Source organism: Streptomyces sp. NPDC044719, from assembly GCF_056433405.1.
In genome coordinates this window covers 332,352-346,964 of the sequence record NZ_JBWKHE010000001.1, presented here as the reverse complement: position 1 = coordinate 346,964, position 14,613 = coordinate 332,352, and the positions used below count along the sequence as shown (strand labels likewise).

The 14,613-nt window shown below is 70.3% G+C and carries 15 protein-coding genes; 5 read left to right on the top strand and 10 right to left on the bottom strand.

Annotated features, from left to right (window positions below):
- Positions 1 to 122: 122 nt before the first annotated feature.
- The gene (locus AC07DF_RS01715) at positions 123 to 1,577 is read right to left on the bottom strand and encodes an NAD(P)H-hydrate dehydratase (protein ID WP_478965939.1); all 1,455 of its coding nucleotides are present in this window, start codon (positions 1,575 to 1,577) and stop codon (positions 123 to 125) included.
- A gap of 160 nt (positions 1,578 to 1,737) precedes the next feature.
- Here AC07DF_RS01715 and AC07DF_RS01710 point away from each other — a divergent pair, with 160 nt between their 5' ends.
- Complete coding sequence (locus AC07DF_RS01710) at positions 1,738 to 2,892, top strand: hypothetical protein (protein WP_478965937.1); 1,155 nt, start codon at positions 1,738 to 1,740, stop codon at positions 2,890 to 2,892.
- A 48-nt stretch (positions 2,893 to 2,940) separates the two neighbouring features.
- Here the strand turns inward: AC07DF_RS01710 and AC07DF_RS01705 are convergent, their stop codons facing one another.
- Positions 2,941 to 3,945 (bottom strand): BtrH N-terminal domain-containing protein, encoded by a 1,005-nt coding sequence (locus AC07DF_RS01705; protein ID WP_478965934.1) that lies wholly within the window; start codon positions 3,943 to 3,945, stop codon positions 2,941 to 2,943.
- 66 nt (positions 3,946 to 4,011) lie between these two features.
- On the opposite strand from AC07DF_RS01705, the gene AC07DF_RS01700 reads away from it, so the two are divergent.
- A complete protein-coding gene (locus AC07DF_RS01700) occupies positions 4,012 to 4,284 on the top strand; it encodes a hypothetical protein (protein ID WP_478965932.1) in 273 nt (90 codons plus the stop codon).
- Positions 4,285 to 4,372: 88 nt separating this feature from the next.
- Here the strand turns inward: AC07DF_RS01700 and AC07DF_RS01695 are convergent, their stop codons facing one another.
- A complete protein-coding gene (locus AC07DF_RS01695) occupies positions 4,373 to 4,744 on the bottom strand; it encodes a holo-ACP synthase (RefSeq protein WP_382489395.1) in 372 nt (123 codons plus the stop codon).
- A 309-nt stretch (positions 4,745 to 5,053) separates the two neighbouring features.
- On the opposite strand from AC07DF_RS01695, the gene AC07DF_RS01690 reads away from it, so the two are divergent.
- Complete coding sequence (locus AC07DF_RS01690; RefSeq protein WP_478965929.1) at positions 5,054 to 5,452, top strand: hypothetical protein; 399 nt, start codon at positions 5,054 to 5,056, stop codon at positions 5,450 to 5,452.
- Positions 5,453 to 5,535: 83 nt separating this feature from the next.
- On the opposite strand, the gene glmS is transcribed toward AC07DF_RS01690, so the two are convergent.
- The 3 genes from glmS to AC07DF_RS01675 form a co-directional block, all read right to left on the bottom strand.
- Positions 5,536 to 7,383, bottom strand: a complete 1,848-nt coding sequence (gene glmS / locus AC07DF_RS01685) for a glutamine--fructose-6-phosphate transaminase (isomerizing) (protein ID WP_478965927.1) — start codon at positions 7,381 to 7,383, stop codon at positions 5,536 to 5,538.
- An 87-nt stretch (positions 7,384 to 7,470) separates the two neighbouring features.
- Positions 7,471 to 8,280 (bottom strand): ABC transporter permease, encoded by an 810-nt coding sequence (locus AC07DF_RS01680; RefSeq protein ID WP_478965925.1) that lies wholly within the window; start codon positions 8,278 to 8,280, stop codon positions 7,471 to 7,473.
- Entirely contained in the window at positions 8,277 to 9,305 is a 1,029-nt protein-coding gene (locus tag AC07DF_RS01675; protein ID WP_478965923.1) for an ATP-binding cassette domain-containing protein, read from the bottom strand. The genes AC07DF_RS01680 and AC07DF_RS01675 overlap by 4 nt, the downstream gene beginning before the upstream one ends.
- Before the next feature lie 201 nt (positions 9,306 to 9,506).
- On the opposite strand from AC07DF_RS01675, the gene coaA reads away from it, so the two are divergent.
- Both coaA and AC07DF_RS01665 read left to right on the top strand, forming a co-directional pair.
- A complete protein-coding gene (gene coaA / locus AC07DF_RS01670; protein ID WP_359887783.1) occupies positions 9,507 to 10,475 on the top strand; it encodes a type I pantothenate kinase in 969 nt (322 codons plus the stop codon).
- A gap of 32 nt (positions 10,476 to 10,507) precedes the next feature.
- Positions 10,508 to 11,431, top strand: a complete 924-nt coding sequence (locus tag AC07DF_RS01665; protein WP_478965921.1) for a DUF389 domain-containing protein — start codon at positions 10,508 to 10,510, stop codon at positions 11,429 to 11,431.
- A 92-nt stretch (positions 11,432 to 11,523) separates the two neighbouring features.
- On the opposite strand, the gene glmM is transcribed toward AC07DF_RS01665, so the two are convergent.
- From glmM to AC07DF_RS01645, 4 genes are all read right to left on the bottom strand, one after another.
- Entirely contained in the window at positions 11,524 to 12,882 is a 1,359-nt protein-coding gene (gene glmM / locus AC07DF_RS01660; RefSeq protein ID WP_478965919.1) for a phosphoglucosamine mutase, read from the bottom strand.
- A 176-nt stretch (positions 12,883 to 13,058) separates the two neighbouring features.
- Positions 13,059 to 13,571: a 30S ribosomal protein S9 gene (rpsI, locus tag AC07DF_RS01655; RefSeq protein WP_184591418.1), complete on the bottom strand. Its 513-nt coding sequence runs from the start codon at positions 13,569 to 13,571 to the stop codon at positions 13,059 to 13,061.
- Between the two features lie 44 nt (positions 13,572 to 13,615).
- Entirely contained in the window at positions 13,616 to 14,059 is a 444-nt protein-coding gene (gene rplM / locus AC07DF_RS01650; RefSeq protein ID WP_003992380.1) for a 50S ribosomal protein L13, read from the bottom strand.
- Positions 14,060 to 14,273: 214 nt separating this feature from the next.
- Entirely contained in the window at positions 14,274 to 14,609 is a 336-nt protein-coding gene (locus tag AC07DF_RS01645) for a hypothetical protein (RefSeq protein ID WP_478965916.1), read from the bottom strand.
- Positions 14,610 to 14,613 lie beyond the last annotated feature (4 nt).

Below are 14,613 nucleotides of genomic sequence, written 5' to 3'. Positions count from 1 at the left end.
CGTCCGGCGCTTGAGGACGAGGCCGTCCAGGCCGAAGCGGGGGCTCGGGGGCGGCAGCCCCCGAACTCGGGACGGGAAGGGGCGGAGGGGGCGACCCACCCCCACAGCAACCCCCACGTCACTCACCCGAGGACATTCCGCCACGCCACCGGAACCGCGTCCGCCACATCATGCGCCCCCACCGGCGCCCCATCAGCCGCCAGCCTCCCGGCAAGCCCATGCACATACGCCCCCACACTCCCGGCGTCCACCGCGCACAGCCCCGCCGCCAGCAACGACCCCGCCAGCCCCGACAACACGTCCCCGCTCCCCGCCGTGGCCAGCCAGGACGTCCCCGTCGGATTCACCCGCACCGCCCCGCCCCCCGAGTCGGCGACCAGCGTCGTGGACCCCTTCAGCAGCACGGTCGCCCCGTACCGCCCCGCCAGCTCCCGCACCGCCGCCAGCCGAGCCCCCTCGACCTCCCCCCGCTCCACCCCGAGCAGCGCCGCCGCCTCCCCGGCATGCGGCGTCATCAGCGTCGGCGCCCTCCGCGCCCGTACGGCCTCCGCGTCGGCCAGCCGCAACCCGTCCGCGTCGATCAGCACCGGCACGTCCGCCGCCAGCACCTCCCCCACCGTCGCCGCGTCGTCCCCGGCCCCCGGCCCGACGACCCACGCCTGCACCCGCCCGGCGTGCTTCGGCCCCCGGTCCGACACGAGCGTCTCGGGAAACCGTGCGATGACGGCGTCCCCGGCCGGCCCGACGTAGCGCACGGCCCCGGCCCCGCCCCGCAAGGCCCCCGAGACGGCGAGTACGGCGGCACCGGGGTAGCGCGCGGACCCGGCGGCGATGCCGACGACACCCCGCCGGTACTTGTCGCTCTCGGCCCGGGGCACCGGCAGCAGCCGCGCCACGTCCGCGTGCTGCAACGCCTCCAGCTCCGGCTCGACCGGCAGCTCGAGGCCGATGTCGACCAGCCGCACCGAACCTGCGTACTCCCGCGCCGGATCGATCAGCAGGCCCGGCTTGTGCGTCCCGAACGTCACCGTCACATCGGCCCGGACCGCGACGCCGCGCACCTGCCCGGTGTCGACGTCGACCCCGCTCGGCAGATCGACGGCGACCACGGCGCCCCGCGCCCGCCCGGCGGCGGCGGCCAGCGGCACGGCGTCCGGCCGCAGCCCGCCCTTCCCGCCGATCCCGACGATGCCGTCGAGGACGAGATCCGCCCGCTCGATCAACTCCTCGACGGAACCGCCACCGCCACCCACGGCCCCACCGGCATCCACCGCACGCCCCCCGGCCCGCCGCAACGCCGCGAGCCCCGCCGCGTGCGCACGCTCCGGCGCGAGCAGCACGGCGGTGACCCCCGCCCCGCGCCGGGCCAGCCGGGCCCCGGCGTACAACGCGTCACCGCCGTTGTCACCGCTCCCGACCAGCAGCACGACGCGGCTGCCGTACACCCGCCCGAGCAGATCGGCGCAGGCGGCGGCGAGTCCGGCGGCGGCGCGTTGCATCAGCGCCCCCTCCGGCAGCCGCGCCATCAGCTCCCGTTCGGCGGTCCTGACCGTCTCCACGCTGTACGCACTCCGCATGCGGTCGAGTTTCCCGTACGACCGCCGGACCACTCACACGTATCTCGCGCAACTCCGGACCGTGTCGCATCCATTGACGCTTTGCCGTCCCTTTGCGAGACTCCCGGCCGCGCAGAAAGCGCTTGCGCACCCCCCACTGTCCGACGAAACCGAGGCCCCCATGGGACGCAGAGCCGCATTACTGGCCGCCGCCGGTGCCACCGCCCTCCTCACCGCCGCCGGCACCCTGACCACCCCCGCCACCGCCACCCCCACACGCGCACTGGCCTGCGGAGACGGCTCCTACCAGGCCGAGGCCGTGCAGAACGGCAGCAACTGGACCGCCCGGCGCGGCAGCAGCACGGTCTACACCGGCACCGACATGCGCGCGGCGGTCCAGGCGGCCGTCAACAGCCTCACTGCGGGCCGCACTTCGAAGGAGCGGGTCGTGGTCCGCGGCTCGGGTTCGATCCCGGCGGGCTCCCGCGTCTCCCTCCCGAGCTACACCGTCCTCGACGTCTGCGGCACCATCAACGTCACCGGCAGCGGCTCGGGCGACCAGGCCCCGGTCTACTCCCGCGGCACGCGCGACATCGAGGTGCAGAACCTCAAGCTCACCGGCACCCCGCTCTACGGCATCTTCCTGCGCAACGTCCAGAACGTGATGCTCGGCCAGATCGACATGCGCCTCTCCCGCGGCCTGGGCGTCCGCATCGACAACCGCGGCGACACCAGCCAGTGGACGCGCAACGTCCGCATCGACAACGTCTACGTCTCCGGCGCGTCCAGCCACGCCGTCGAGACCTACGGCGTCGACGGCCTCACCATCGGCACGGTCACCGCCCGCAACGTGGGCGAGTCCGGCCTGCTGCTCAACCAGACCATCAACGCCGACGTCACCAAGGTCGACGCGGAGAACGCCGGCACCGGCACCGGCTACGCCGCCTTCCGCATGGCCAACCGCAACGGCCGGGTCGGCAGCGGCTACCCCACCAACATCCGCGTCGGCGAGGTCATCGCACGCGGCGGCGGACGCGGTGTGTTCTGCGTCTCGGAGAGCGGCGGGGCGACGATCAACAAGGTGACGCTCTCCAGCACCGGCAACAACTCGGTCCTGATCGAGAACTGCTACAACGTCAGTCTGGCGGCCCAGAGCGGCACGATCACGGGCGGCGGCGAACTGCGCCTGGCCGCCCGCTCGGAGTTCCCGAACAACAAGGACATCACCGTCCAGAACCTGACGGTCACCAACTCGGCCATCAGGGAAAGCCCGTGCGGCGAGAACACGACGTTCCGCAACATCACACGGGTGAACACCAGCCAGTCGATCTGCTGAACGGCACAGGCCTCCAAACCCCCCTGCCCGCCCGAGAAGCCCCCGCCCTCACCCGGCGGGGGCTTCGTCGCGCAGCCGGCGGAGCGCCCGCATGGCCTCGCGTTCGATGCGCGCGATGTCGCCGAGGACGGCACCCGCCCGCACGAGGCACTGCCCGTCACCCGACTCACCGGCTTCCGCGACCAGTGCCGCGACGCCCGTCCACAAGCCGGCCGCCTCGGAGTACAGCCTGTGCCCGGTCCGCAGCTGCGCGCTGTCGAGCCACTCGGCGCATTCCCCGAGGAAGTCGCGGTACAGGTTGCGGAACAGGGCACCGCCGGTACCGGCCTTCTCCATCAGGAGGGCAGCCTGCGGCAGGTCCCGCCCCGGGGCCTCGGTGCGCCGGAGCCAGCCGGGCACGAGCTTCCCGGCCTTCTCGATGCCCCGGTGGCCGAGGTTGGCGATGGGCGGGTCGAGAAAGGCGTCCGCGCAGGCGGTGATGGCCGGAACGATCCGGTCCCGCGGGGCGGGCGGCTCCCCCGGGAGGTTGAGCGTGAAGGACCGGTGCCTGGCGGTCATCGGCCCGCGTGCGGCCCTGGCCCGGGCGAGGCCGTCCAGGCCGGTGGACACGCCGCCGCCCTGCTGCTCGGTGTCGACGAGGTGGGCGTTCTGCTCGTCGTATCCGTACAGGGCGACGACATGGCCCCCGAAGTGCACCTTCGAGGTGAAGTAGTCCAGGTGGTAGCTGTCGAGTTGCAGCCCGACGGGGCGACCGGAGTCGATGGCCGCCGCGACGTTCTCCCATCCCCTGCGGGCGGATCCGGTCTCCTGCACCTCGAGCTCCAGCCCGAGCCTGTCGGCCAGGTTCCTGGTGAGCTCGAAGGGCTTGACCCGCCCTCCGAGGAACGGGAAGGCCATGTTCTTGCTGTCCCAGTAGACGAAGGACAGACCGGAGCCGAGCCCGAAGAGCATGGGCTCGGACAGGTCGAGCCCTTGGTGCCTCAGCAACACCCCGAGAGCGGTCGTCTCGCAGTGCTGCCCACCCCGGATGTCGACGCCTTCGACCGTGGTCATGCCGTGCCCTCCTGGACTATGATCGACGCACGATTTGAACTCGTTCAAAAAAGGGGAGGCCAGACCATGGCCGGATCCACCACCTCCACGGCGACCGACTCACCCGCCACGGCCCTCGGCCCCACGGCACTCGTCCTCGGCGCCTTCTCGGCCGTGGGCACCTGGGCGTTCCTGATCCCCTGGACGGTGCTGGCCGGGGCGCTGGCCATCACCTTCGGCACGATGGGCATGCACTACGCCCGCAAGGGCATGGGCCGGCTGTGGGCGGCGGCGGCCGGCACGGCACTGGGCGCGGTGGGCTTCTTCGGCACGGTCGTGCTGCTGTGGGCCATGTACTGACCTTGCGGGCCTCCGGACTTCCGGACCTCCGCGCATCCGGACCTCCGCGCCTCCGGACCCCCGGACCTCCCGACCTCCGGACCTCGGGTCACCCCTCCGCGATGACAACGGCCGAGGCCACCCCCGCGTCATGACTGAGCGACACATGCCAGGACCGCACCCCCAGTTCGGCTGCCCGCGCGGCCACGCTCCCGCTCACCCGGAGCCGGGGCCGCCCGCTGTCCTCCACATACACCTCCGCGTCGGTCCAGAGCAGCCCGGCCGGAGCCCCGAGCGCCTTGGCCAACGCCTCCTTGGCGGCAAACCGCGCGGCGAGCGAGGCGACCCCACGCCGTTCCCCGCTGGGCAGCAGCAACTCCCCCTCCACGAACAGCCGCCCGGCCATCGCGGGCGTCCGCTCCAGCGACGCCGCGAACCGGTCGATCTCCGCCACGTCGATCCCCACACCGATGATGCTCATGCCGAGCACCCTACGGTCAGCGCCCGCCCCCTTCGGCCGGTCCGCTCCCGGCGATTCCACGCGGCGACACACGGAATATCGGCACGCAAATCTCCACGGCATCACCGCAGACCACACACATGATCCACTCTTCATTTTCGTTCGCAGAAATGAAAGTCAAGGGCACGGCAAGTCTGGTACGGTCCGGTTCCGGATCAGGGACGTGCGACCACACGACCCGAACTCCGCCACAGCACGGCGAGTTGGGCCGACTTCGTGGTGCACGAACGGGGCTCTGACCGCACCGACACGGGGAAAGCGAAGCATCACATGACGCGCAGGATTCGTACGTCCGCTGCCGCGGGCATCGCCGCTCTGGCACTCGTCTCTCTCACCGGCGGAACCGCCCAGGCAAGCACCTCTGCCGCCTCCGGCAAGTGGATCTACCTGGACTCCATCAAGTGCAACGACACCGAGGACTGGAACCAGGACGAACTCCGGATCGAGGTCAACGGGAAGAACATCCTCACCGAGTTCTTCGACCCGGGCGACAAGGTCTCCATCCACCGGTACGTCCACACCAGCAAGGCGACCATCAAGCTCGTCGAGCAGGACGGTCCCGACCCCGACGACGTCATCGGCAAGCACACCGTGAGCAGCGGCAGCGGCACGCTGAAGTTCACCAACGGCGCCAACTACACGCTGAAGTACAAGTGGGGCCACTCCTGATCGCCTGACCGGCTGACCACTGACCGGCCGGTGAAGGGGCGAACGGCACTCAGCCGTTCGCCCCCTTCCTCACTCCGCCGTCCTTACTCCACCGTCACCGACTTCGCCAGGTTCCGCGGCTGGTCCACGTCGTTGCCGCGAGCGGTCGCCAGCTCACACGCGAAGACCTGGAGCGGCACCGCGGTCACCAACGGCTGCAGCAGGGTCGGCGTGGCCGGAACCCGGATCAGGTGATCCGCGTACGGCACCACGGCCTCGTCCCCCTCCTCCGCGATGACGATCGTCCGGGCCCCTCGCGCCCGGATCTCCTGGATGTTGGACACGATCTTGTCGTACAGCACGGACCGCCCTCGCGGCGACGGCACCACGACGACCACCGGCAGGTCCTCCTCGATCAGGGCGATCGGGCCGTGCTTCAACTCCCCCGCCGCGAACCCCTCGGCGTGCATGTACGCCAGTTCCTTGAGCTTCAGCGCGCCCTCGAGCGCCACCGGATACCCCACGTGCCGCCCGAGGAACAGCACCGTGTTCTTCGAGGCGAGCGTGCGCGCGAGCTCCCGGACCGGCTCCATCGTCCCGAGGACCTGCTCCACCGCACCGGCGATCGAGGACAGGTCCCGGATCACCGCCCGGATCTCGTCGCCCCACTTGGTGCCCCGCACCTGCCCCAGGTACAGGGCGACCAGGTAGCACGCCACGAGCTGCGTCAGGAACGCCTTCGTCGAGGCCACGGCGACCTCCGGACCGGCGTGCGTGTACAGCACCGCGTCGGACTCGCGCGGGATCGTCGAGCCGTTGGTGTTGCAGATCGCCAGGACCTTGGCGCCCTGCTCACGGGCGTGGCGCAGCGCCATGAGCGTGTCCATGGTCTCGCCGGACTGCGAGATGGCGATGACCAGGGTCTGCGCGTCCAGGATCGGATCCCGGTACCGGAACTCGCTGGCCAGCTCCACCTCGCACGGAATGCGCGTCCAGTGCTCGATGGCGTACTTGGCGATCATCCCGGCGTGGAAGGCCGTACCGCACGCGACGATGACGACCTTGTCGATCTCCCGCAGCACCGTCTGGGGGATCCGCACCTCGTCCAGGGTCAGCGACCCCGAGCCGTCGATCCGGCCCAGCAGCGCATCGGCGACCGCTTTGGGCTGCTCGGCGATCTCCTTGAGCATGAAGTAGTCGTAGCCGCCCTTCTCCGCGGCCGAGGCGTCCCAGTCGACGTGGTACGACCGAACCTCGGCCGGGCGGCCGTCGAAGCCGGTCACCGTCACACCGTCCCGGCGCAGCTCCACCACCTGGTCCTGGCCCAGCTCGATCGCCGACCGTGTATGGGCGATGAACGCGGCGACGTCCGAGGCGAGAAAGGCCTCGCCCTCGCCGACGCCCACCACGAGCGGCGAGTTCCGCCGTGCGCCCACGACCACGTCCGGCTCGTCGGCGTGCACCGCGACCAGCGTGAACGCGCCCTCCAGCCGCCGGCACACCAGCCGCATCGCCTCGGCGAGATCCGCGCACGACGAGAACTCCTCGGCGAGCAGGTGCGCGACGACCTCGGTGTCCGTCTCGGAGCCGAGTTCGTGGCCCCGCTCCTCCAACTCGGCCCGCAGCAGGGCGAAGTTCTCGATGATGCCGTTGTGCACGACGGCGACCCGGCCCGCGTTGTCGAGGTGCGGGTGGGCGTTGGAGTCCGTCGGACCGCCGTGCGTGGCCCACCGGGTGTGCCCGATGCCCGTCGTGCCGGTCGGCAGCGGCCGACCGTCCAGTTCCTTCTCCAGATTGAGGAGCTTCCCGGCCTTCTTCGCCGCCGCCAGCCCGCCATCGGCCAGCACGGCGACACCCGCCGAGTCGTACCCCCGGTACTCCAGCCGCTTCAGCCCGGCCATCACGACCTCGAGCGCGGACTGCGGCCCCACGTATCCCACGATTCCACACATGGGCGGCAGCTTAGGGTCGATTCCCGTGCCGAACAGGCCGTTGCGTGCCCGAATTCGGAAATTCCCACCGGGGTACGAAGGCTCGGATCAGACCTTCGCCCGATAAGCCCTCATGGCCAACGGATAGAACACCAGCGCGATCCCCGCGGCCCACACCAACGACCAGAGCACCGGCTCCGCCACCGGCCCGCCCAGCAGCAGCCCCCGGAACGCGTCGGACAGGTGCGTGACCGGGTTGACATCGCTCCACGCCTGCAGCCAGCCGGGCATGGTGTCGACGACGACGAACGCGCTGCTGGTGAAGGTGATCGGGAAGATGAGCGTGAAGGCGAACGCCTGCACCTTCTCCGCGTCGCCCGCCAGCATCCCGATCAGCACCGCGCTCCAGGACACGGCTGCGGCGAACACCACCACCAGCAGCGTCCCGAGCAGGAACCCGCCGAATCCGCCGGTGATACGGAAGCCGAGCGCCAGACCGAGGCCGATCATCAGCAGCAGCGCCCAGAGGTGCTTGGCGAGGTCGGCGGTGATGCGGCCGATCAGCGGCGCGGACCGCGCGATCGGCAGACTGCGCAGCCGGTCGAAGACGCCCTTGGTGAGGTCGGTGTTGAGCGCCATCGCCGTGTACATCGTCATGAACAGGGTGTTCTGCACGATGATCCCGGGCAGCGCGTACTTCAGATACGCGTCGGGCGATCCGGCCATCTGCCCGCCCAGCACATAGGTGAAGAGGAACACGAACATGATCGGCGTGATGCTGTAGTCGACCAGTTCGAGCGGGTTGTGCTTGACGGCGACCAGGCTCCGCCAGGCCATCGTGAAGGTCTGCCGTACCCCGGCGAGGGGTGGCACACGGCCCGACGTGGTGACCGGCGCGGTCAGCGTGGTGGCGGTCATGACCGGCTCACCGCCTTCTCCAGCCCGTCGTCGTCACGGACGGTCTCGCCGTCGCCGTCGACGGCGGCACCGCCGTCCTCCTCGGGCTCGCCCGGCTCGGCGCGGTGTCCGGTCAGGGCGAGGAAGACCTCGTCGAGCGAGGAGCGGCGCAGGGCCAGCTCCCCCACCGCGATCCCCTCCCGGTCCAGCGCCCGCACCACGGCAGGCATCAGCTCGGGGTCCTTCACCGGGGCGGTGACCATCTCGCCCTCGATCCGGGCCTCCGGCCCGGCGGCTCCGGCCACCAGCGCGTGCGCCCGCGCGAGGTCCTGCCCGACGATCGGCCGCAGCTCCAGCACCTGCCCGCCGACCTGCGCCTTCAGCCGGTCCGGCGTGCCCTCGGCGATCACCCGGCCCTTGTCGATCACCACGATGTCGTCGGCGAGCACATCGGCCTCGTTCAGATACTGCGTGGTCAGCAGCGCGGTGGCCCCGTCCGCGACCAGGCCGCGCAGCAGATCCCACAGCTCACCTCGGCTGTGGGGATCAAGCCCGGTGGTCGGCTCGTCCAGGAAGAGGATGCTGGGCCGCCCCACCAGACTGGCGGCGAGGTCCAGGCGCCGGCGCATGCCGCCCGAGAAGGTCTTCGCGGCGCGCCCGGCGGCGTGCGTCAGCTGGAACCGCTCCAGCAGCTCACCCGCCCGCGCCTTCGCCTCCCGCCGCGGCAGACCCAGCAGCCGGCCGATGAGCAGCAGGTTCTCCGTGCCGGTCAGGTTCTCGTCCACCGCCGCGTACTGCCCGGTCAGCCCGACCAGGGAGCGGACCACCCCGGCCTCCCGGACCACGTCATGGCCGGCCACCCGGGCTCTGCCTCCGTCCGGGCGCAGCAGTGTCGCGAAGATCCGCACCGCGGTCGTCTTCCCGGCACCGTTGGGCCCCAGCAGCCCGAGCACCGTGCCCTTGCGGGCCGCCAGGTCGACGCCGGCCAGCGCCTCGGTCTCCTTGAACCGTTTGACCAGGCCTTCCGCCTCTATCGCATACGTCATGGGTACCCCCAGGCGTTCGCGGACCCCGGACCGGGCCCACTCCTCCCACAACTGTGACGCACGCCACTGACATTCCGCCTGTGTCAGTTTTTCTCCGTACGAACGAGGGCGAACAGCGGCGAATGCCCCGCGTGACGGATCCCACCTCACCGTCCGTTCGTATGCCCGTAACAATGGACTGTGATCTCTCCGGTCTCCTCGATGCCCCGGAGCGCCCACCGGCAGCGGCCGGAGGCGACTCCCTACGTCGACCTCACCCGAGCCGAGTGGAGCGCGCTGCGTGACAAGACGCCGCTCCCGCTGACGGCCGAGGAGGTCGAGAAGCTGCGCGGTCTCGGCGACGTCATCGACCTCGACGAGGTGCGGGACATCTACCTCCCGCTGTCCAGACTCCTCAACCTCTACGTCGGCGCCACCGACGGTCTCAGAGGCGCACTGAACACCTTCCTGGGCGAACAGGGCTCCCAGTCCGGCACCCCGTTCGTCATAGGAGTCGCCGGCTCGGTCGCGGTCGGCAAGTCCACCGTCGCCCGCCTCCTCCAGGCGCTCCTCTCCCGCTGGCCGGAACACCCGCGCGTCGAGCTGGTCACCACCGACGGCTTCCTGCTGCCCACCAAGGAGCTCCAGGCCCGCGGCCTGATGTCACGGAAGGGCTTCCCGGAGTCCTACGACCGCCGCGCCCTGACCCGCTTCGTCGCCGACATCAAGGCCGGCAAGGACGAGGTCACGGCCCCGGTCTACTCCCACCTCATCTACGACATCGTCCCGGACCAGAAGCTCACGGTCCGCCGCCCCGACATCCTGATCGTCGAGGGCCTGAACGTCCTCCAGCCCGCCCTGCCCGGCAAGGACGGCCGCACCCGGGTCGGTCTCGCCGACTACTTCGACTTCAGCGTGTATGTCGACGCCCGCGTCGAGGACGTCGAGCGCTGGTACCTCAACCGCTTCCGCAAGCTGCGCGCGACCGCCTTCCAGAACCCGTCCTCGTACTTCCGCAAGTACACCCAGGTCTCGGAGGAGGAGGCCCTCGACTACGCGCAGACGATGTGGCGCACGATCAACCGGCCCAACCTGGTCGAGAACATCGCCCCCACCCGGGGCCGGGCCACCCTCGTCGTGCGCAAGGGCCCCGACCACAAGGTGCAGAGGCTCAGCCTGCGCAAGCTGTGACGCCCGGGGAAAAGGCCGGTTAGATGGTCGCCATGCTCCATCTGCGCCTGATCACGCCGTCCGAGAAGACCGACGAAGTGGTGCTGCTGATCGAGAAGACGGTCGGCACCACCCACCTGGTCGTGCTGCCGGACACCGCCCGCAACCCCGCCGGGGACGTCGTCATGTGCGACGTGGCCCGTGAGGCGGGCGACGAACTGCTCACCGGCCTGCGGGAACTGGGCATCGACACCAGCGGCTCCATCGCCGTCGAGACCATCGACCTGTCCCTGTCAGAGCGGGCCGACAAGGCCGAGGCCGACGCCCCGGGCGAGGGCGCCGACGCGGTCCTGTGGGAGCACCTGAGCGACGCCACGCACGAGGAGTCGACGCTCTCGGTCACCTACCTGGCCTTCATCACGCTGGCCACGATGATCGCGGCCTGCGGTGTGGTCCTGGACAACGCGATCCTGATCGTGGGCGCCATGGCGGTGGGCCCGGAGTTCGGCCCCCTCGCCGGCCTCTGCACGGCGATCGTCCGGCGCAGATCACGCCTGGCCCTGCGCTCGCTGACCGCGCTGCTGGTGGGCTTCGCCGTGGCGATGGCGATCACGGTCGGCTTCAGCCTCTTCATGGACGCGGTCGACCTGTTCAGCAAGGCCCAGCTCTCGGCCGACCGCCCCAACACCGGCTTCATCTACGCCCCCGACTGGTTCTCCTTCGTCGTGGCGGTCCTGGCCGGCATCGCCGGCACCCTCTCCCTGACCTCGGCGAAGTCCGGCGCCCTGGTAGGCGTGGCCATCTCGGTGACCACGGTCCCGGCCGCGGCGAACGCCGCGGTGGCTCTCAGCTACGGCGACACCACCCAGACCTGGGGCTCCACCCAGCAACTCCTGCTGAACCTCCTGGGCATCATCCTCGCCGGCACGGCAACGCTACTGACCCAGAAATGGCTCTGGTCGAAACAACGCCGGTAGCAGTAGGGGGCGCGGGGAACTGCGCGACAAGCCACGACGAACGGTCAGCCCGCAACCAACCGCAGCCCCCACCCCCTACCCGAAAAGCCCACTCACCCCAGCGCGGACTTCACGGCATCAGCCAGCCGCCCCGCAACAGACCGAGCCTGCTCGATATCAGCCGCCTCCACCATCACCCGAACCAACGGCTCGGTCCCGGAAGGCCGAAGCAGCACCCGCCCGGTAGCCCCGAGCTCCCGCTCCGCGTCAGCGACCGCCGCCGACAACTCCGCGGACGTCCGCACCCGCGTCCTGTCGACATCCGGCACATTGATCAGCACCTGCGGCAACCGCTCCATGACAGACGCCAGCTCCCGCAACGAACGCCCGCTCCCGGCGACCCGGGCCGCCAGCAGCAGCCCCGTCAGCGTCCCGTCACCCGTCGTCGCGTGGTCGAGGATGATCACATGCCCGGACTGCTCGCCCCCGAGGGCGAACCCGTGCTCCTTCATCTCCTCGAGCACATACCGGTCACCGACAGCGGTCTGCACCAGCCGGATGCCCTCACGCTCCATGGCCAGCTTGAACCCGAGGTTGGACATCACCGTCGCGACCACCGTCTCGGACCGCAGAACGGAGCGCTCCCGCATCGCCAGCGCGAGCACGGCCAGGATCTGGTCGCCGTCCACCTCCGCACCCGTGTGGTCCACGGCGAGGCACCGGTCGGCGTCACCGTCGTGCGCGATGCCCAGGTCCGCCCCGTGCTCGACGACGGCGGCCTTGATCTTGTCCAGGTGTGTGGAGCCGCACCCGTCGTTGATGTTGAGCCCGTCCGGCTCGGCCCCGATCGTGACGACCTCGGCACCGGCCCGCTGGAACACCTCCGGCGAGACCCGGGCGGCGGCGCCGTGCGCCTCGTCGAGGACGACCTTCAGCCCGTCGATCCGGTTGGGCAGGGCACCCAGCAGATGCTCGACGTACCGGTCGAAGCCCTCCCCGTACTCCCGGACGCGGCCCACCCCGGCCCCGGTCGGCCGCTCCCACGGGGCGCCGGTGCGGTGCTCCTCGTAGACGGACTCGATCCGGTCCTCCAGCTCGTCGGCGAGCTTGTGGCCGCCGCGGGCGAAGAACTTGATGCCGTTGTCGGGCATGGCGTTGTGGCTCGCGGAGAGCATCACACCGAGGTCGGCACCGAGCTCCCCGGTCAGGTACGCCACCGCCGGGGTCGGCAGCACGCCGACCCGCAGGACGTCCACACCGGCGCTGGCGAGGCCCGCGACCACGGCGGCTTCCAGGAACTCCCCGGACGCGCGCGGGTCACGCCCGACGACAGCGGTCGGGCGGTGCCCCTCAAAGGTGCCCGCCTCGGCCAGTACGTGCGCCGCGGCCACGGAGAGGCCCAGGGCCATCTCCGCCGTCAGATCCGCGTTGGCGACACCGCGCACGCCGTCAGTGCCGAAGAGTCGTCCCACTGTGGTGTCCTCCGAATTGCTGTGAGAATGCGGCTCACATCCCCAGGTACGTCCCCAGTACATCCCTGAGACTGTCCGGGGGCGGTAGGGGTTGTGTAAACGAACCGCCCCGGCGGCACCATTCGTGCCGCCGGGGCGATCGTTGCAAAAGCCAGTCGCCAGGACAGGCGACGCGATTAGCGCTTGCTGTACTGCGGGGCCTTGCGGGCCTTCTTCAGACCGGCCTTCTTGCGCTCGACCGCACGGTCGTCGCGCTTGAGGAAGCCGGCCTTCTTCAGCGGGCCGCGGTTGTTGTCGACGTCCGCCTCGTTCAGCGCACGGGCGACACCGAGACGGAGCGCACCGGCCTGACCGGAGACACCGCCACCGGAGATGCGGGCGACGACGTCGTAGCGGTCGTCGAGCTCGAGCACCTTGAAGGGCTCGTTGACTTCCTGCTGGTGCACCTTGTTCGGGAAGTAGTCCTCGAGGGTGCGACCGTTGATCTTCCACTTGCCGGTGCCCGGGACGATCCGGACACGGGCGATGGCGTTCTTGCGACGGCCCAGGCCGGCGGCCGGCTGGGGCTCACCGAAACGCGAGGCGAGGGACTCGGAGGTGTACTCACCCTCCACCGGAACCTCGGACTCGGTGGTGTAGCTGTCGATGTCGACTTCTTCGAGCGGCTGCTCGGCAGTGGTCTCGGCCACGATGCTCCTCAGATTCTGTTCAGTCTTAGGGGGTGTGGCCGGACTTACTGCGCGACCTGGGTGATCTCGTACGGCTGCGGCTGCTGCGCGCCGTGCGGGTGCTGGTCACCCTTGTAGACCTTCAGCTTCGAGAGCATCTGACGGCCCAGGGAGTTCTTGGGGAGCATGCCCTTGACGGCCTTCTCGACGGCCTTCTCGGGGTTCTTGTCCAGCAGCTCGTCGTAACGGACGGAACGCAGACCACCCGGGTAACCGGAGTGGCGGTACGCCATCTTCTGGGTCCGCTTGTTGCCGGACAGGTGCACCTTGTCCGCGTTGATGATGATGACGAAGTCACCAGCGTCGACGTGGGGGGCGTAGATCGGCTTGTGCTTGCCCCGGAGGAGGGTCGCTGCGGTGGTGGCGAGACGACCCAGGACAACGTCCTGGGCGTCGATGACGTGCCACTGGCGCGTCACATCGCCGGGCTTGGGGCTGTACGTACGCACGGTTCGTAGCCTTCGCTTCGAGTGAATGGTCCTGAACAGGTCACCGAAACGATCACGACAGCCTTGACCGCACTGCGGTGACGCAAACCGCGTGCTGGTCGCTGGTCATCGGCCCGGCGGACCGGTGTAAGGGCCCGTCCCGTGAGAATGAGCAAGCCAATACACAACGAACAAGCAGAATACCGGGGCTCACCACAAGGGTCAAAACGCGGGATCACCGTCGACGGTCGAACACGCAGACGCACAGGCCCGCACAGAGCGTGACAGCCCTCCGCAGAGTCCGGCGCCGCACCGGCCGCACCAAGGGAAGCACCGACGACAGCAGCACATCGACGACCACCGCGGCGCCCCACCGCAGCACGGATCCGCCCCCGCGCGGACGACGGTACGCCCGCAGCACCGCGAGCCCGGCGGGCAGCCCGACCGACGGCCACGACAGCACGCACACCAGCAGCGCGACGGCCACGAGCACCCGCGCGGACCCCACCCACAGACTCCGGCTCACGAGTCGCCCCAACCACCCGGAGATGTCGCCTTTGCCCGTCCGCATGGGA